At 74.6% G+C, this 3679-nt stretch carries 4 protein-coding genes; 1 reads left to right on the forward strand and 3 read right to left on the reverse strand.

Annotation, left to right across the window (positions count from 1 at the left end):
• From DVA66_RS18155 to DVA66_RS18165, 3 genes are all read right to left on the reverse strand, one after another.
• Positions 1-504 (reverse strand): glycosyltransferase (locus DVA66_RS18155; RefSeq protein WP_157974109.1); only part of this gene is annotated, 504 nt, incomplete at its 3' end.
• On the reverse strand, positions 485-1681 hold the full coding sequence (locus DVA66_RS21405; protein WP_232822052.1) for a C40 family peptidase: 1197 nt from the start codon (positions 1679-1681) through the stop codon (positions 485-487). The genes DVA66_RS21405 and DVA66_RS18155, both read right to left, overlap by 20 nt.
• A 170-nt stretch (positions 1682-1851) precedes the next feature.
• Positions 1852-2058, reverse strand: coding sequence for a hypothetical protein (locus tag DVA66_RS18165; RefSeq protein WP_114561306.1), 207 nt, complete (start codon positions 2056-2058; stop codon positions 1852-1854).
• 90 nt (positions 2059-2148) lie between these two features.
• On the opposite strand from DVA66_RS18165, the gene DVA66_RS18170 reads away from it, so the two are divergent.
• On the forward strand, positions 2149-3679 hold a 1531-nt coding region (locus tag DVA66_RS18170; RefSeq protein WP_114561304.1), incomplete at its 3' end, for a DEDD exonuclease domain-containing protein.

A 3679-nucleotide genomic window follows, 5' to 3' on the forward strand; every position in this document is an offset into this window, starting at 1 on the left:
CGGCAGCCGCACCAGGGCGCCGGCCGCGGTCGGGTCGAGGGCCGGGGCGATGGCGCGCCGGGTGTGCTCGGAGATGTAGCAGAGGTGGTCGACCTGCGCCCCGATCCGGCGCAGCGTCTGCCGTGCGGCCGGCACCCGGGCCCAGGACGCCTCGTGGCCGTGGGTGAGCGCGACGACCCGCTCTGCCCCGGCGCGGCGCAGCCGTCCGGCCATCAGAGCCAGCGGCGCGGCGGCCCCGAAGAGCACCCGGGTGGCGCCGGTGCGCCGCAGCACCTCGACCGCGTACCGCGTGGTCGCCGGGGTGGGCAGCAGGACCGGGGTCGGGGCGCGGTGCACGGGGTGCGGCACCCGGACCCGCTCGGCCCCGGGGTGGCGGGAGGTGAGCACCACCACGTCGTGGTCGAGCATCTCGGTCACCGCCGAGACGAAGGTCTCGATCCCGCCGAGCCGGGGCGGGTAGTCGTTGGTGACGAGGAGGGTGGTCTCAGCCGACGCGCTTGGCACCGGCGAACGGCATCGAGTTCAGCGAGGCGTAGCCGACCGGCTTGCCCGGCCGCGACGCGTGCACGATCTGACCGCCGCCGACGTAGATGCCGACGTGGCTGATGCCGCCGTAGTAGAAGACGAGGTCGCCGGGCTGCAGCTCCGACTTCGAGACCGACCGGCCGACGCCGTACTGGCCCTGCGACGTGCGGGGCAGGCTCACCCCGGCCGAGCGCCAGGCCGCGCCGGTGAGCCCGGAGCAGTCGTAGGAACCGGGGCCGGTCGCGCCGTAGCTGTAGGGCTTGCCGATCTGGGCCTTGGCGAAGGCCACCGCGTCGGCGGCCTTCCCCGAGCCCGAGCTGCTGGACCCGCCCGAGCTGCTCGAGCCGCTGGCGGAGCTGCCGGACGAGGAGCTGCCGCTGTCGTCGTCGGAGTCGTCGCGCGACCCGTCGCGCGAGGCGCGCTCGCTGCGCGTGGAGGTGTCGTCGCCGCCCTCGTCGTCCGAGCCGTCGGTGTCGTCCCCGGAGTCCGCAGCAGCCGCCTCGGCGGCCTCCCGTGCCGCCTCGGCCTCGGCCCGCTCCTGCTCGGCGATCCGCCGGCGCTCCTCCTCGGTCAGCCGCTGCAGCTCGGCCTCGGCCTCGGCGACCTTCTGCTGGGAGGCCTCGCGGGCCGCGGACATGTCGGACTCGCTGGTGCGGATCTCGGCGACCTCGGCCTCGGTGGCCCGGCGCAGGTCCTCGAGGTTGGCCTGCTCGGTCTGGAAGGACTGCAGCGCCGCGTTCTGGTTCTGGTTGACCTTCTCGACCGTGGCGAAGCGGCTGAGGAAGGTGTCGGACTCGGGCGAGAGCAGCAGCCGGGTGGTCGGGTCGACGACGTGGCGTCCCTGGTACTGCGCCAGCGCGATGCGGCTGATGTCGTCGCGCATCTCCTCGACCTCGTCCTGCTGACGGCTGAGGTCCTCCTCCTTGGAGGCGAGCCGCTGCTTGGCCTGCTCGAGCCGCTCCTGGGCGGCGGCGTAGTCCTGGTCGAGGGCGGCGGCCTCCATCTGCAGCGCCTCGACCCGCTCGCGCGCGTCGTCCAGCGGGTCGGCGGTGGCCGTGAGCCCCTGCAGCGGGACGATGAGGGCGGCCGCGCAGCCGACGGCTGCGGCCCGGACGGCCCAACGAGCTCGGAGAGCCGGACGAGGACGAGCGGTCACGCAGATCTTCCCTTCATCGACACCCACCGGCTCCTACGGGGCCGGCGCTGACGGTTCGGGCCATCCGTCGTCGGCCCGTCGCACCGCGCTCACCCTAAGCCACCCCGAGGTGCACACCAAACGCACGCTGAGCGCTTCTCAGGAAGTGGTCGGAGTGATCTGGGTCACACTCACCCGGCCGACTCCCGGCGCGGTGCCATCCGCAGCGGTGGCAGCAGGCCGTGTCCGGCCAGGGCCGTCAGCGCGCGGCGCTCGTCGTCGTCGAGCACCACCGGCTCCTCCTCGGGGCGCGAGCCCATCAGCACGGAGATGACGCACCCGTCGCACCCGGTGCCGCGCACCGCGCAGCTGTCGCAGTCGATCCTCAGCGAGTCCATGACCACCACCCTGACCGGGGCCACTGACAGTTCTGCGCGGCAGGTGTCGGAGCAACGGAACTGTCAGGGCCCCGACCTAGCGTCCACCTCATGTCCGCGACCGCCCTGCAGCCGTCCTTCGCCGACCTCGGCACCCCGCTGTCCGAGGTCGACCTCGTGGTCGTCGACCTGGAGACCACCGGCAGCACCGAGGACTGCTCGATCACCGAGGTGGGCGCGGTGCGGGTGCGCGGCGGGGAGGTGCTGGGCGAGTTCCAGACGCTGGTCCGACCCGACCAGCCGATCCCGGCGCTCGTCGCCGTGCTCACCGGCATCACCAACGGGATGGTGGCCACCGCTCCCCCGCTGGCGGCGGTGCTGCCGAGCTTCCTGCAGTTCGCCGCCGGGGCGACCTGGGTGGCCCACAACGCGTCCTTCGACGTCGGGTTCCTGCGCCGGGCCTGCGAGCAGCTGGACCAGCCCTGGCCGGCCCCGCGGGTCTTCGACACCGTCGCGCTGAGCCGCTCGATCCTGCTGCGCGACGAGGTGGCCAACCACAAGCTGCAGACGCTGGCCCGCCACTTCGCCAGCCCCACCACACCCAACCACCGGGCGCTCACCGACGCCCGGGCCACCGTGGACGTGCTGCACGGGCTGCTCGAACGGGTCGGCAACCTCGGCGTGCACACCGTGGAGGACCTGGTCGAGCTGACCCGGCGGGTCTCCCCGCAGCGCCGCGCCAAGCGGGTGTGGGCCACCGACGTCCCCCGCGGGCCCGGGGTGTACCTCTTCCACACCGACGGCGCCCCCGGCGACGGTCGTCCCGCCCGGGAGGGGCGCGAGGTGCTCTACGTCGGCACCTCGGTCAACCTGCGCTCGCGGGTGCGCAGCTACTTCACCGCGGCCGAGCGGCGACCGCGGATGGAGGAGATGATCCGGGTCGCCACCGGGGTGGAGACGATCTCCTGCAGCACCGCGCTGCAGGCCGAGGTGCTCGAGCTGCGGCTGATCGCCGCGCACCGCCCGCGCTACAACCGGCGCTCCAAGCACCCCGAGCGCCAGCTCTGGCTGAAGGTGACGGTCGAGGCCTTCCCCCGGCTCTCGGTGGTGCGCCGACGCCAGGACGACGAGGCCACCTACCTGGGCCCCTTCCGCGGACGGGCCGAGGCCGAGCTGGCGCTGCTCTGCCTGCAGGACGTGCACCCGCTGCGCCGCTGCACCGGGCGGATCCGGCTGCGCCAGGACGGGTCGGCCTGCGCGCTCGCGGGGATGGGTCGCTGCTGCTCCCCCTGCGACGGCAGCGTCGACCGCGAGGCCTACGCCGAGGTGGTCCAGGACGTGCGCGCGAGCATGGGCACCGACCTGCGCGCGGTGCTCTCCGGCACCGCCCGGCGGCTCACCCGGCTGGCCGAGCAGCAGCGCTTCGAGGAGGCCGCGGTGGTCCGCTCCCGGGCCGAGGCGCTGCAGCGCGCGGTCCGCCGCCAGCAGCGGGTGGAGAGCCTGAGCCGCTGCCGCCAGGTGGTGGCCGCCCGCCGCACCGAGGCCGGCTGGGAGATCCACGTGCTGCGCTGGGGACGGCTGGCGGCCGCGGCCCTGGCCGTCCCGGGCGAGGTGCCGCAGGCGGTGGCCCGCTCGGCGGTGG

Origin of the sequence: Desertihabitans aurantiacus (assembly GCF_003344635.1) — a bacterium.
Classification (GTDB): Bacteria; Actinomycetota; Actinomycetes; order Propionibacteriales; family Propionibacteriaceae; genus Desertihabitans; species Desertihabitans aurantiacus.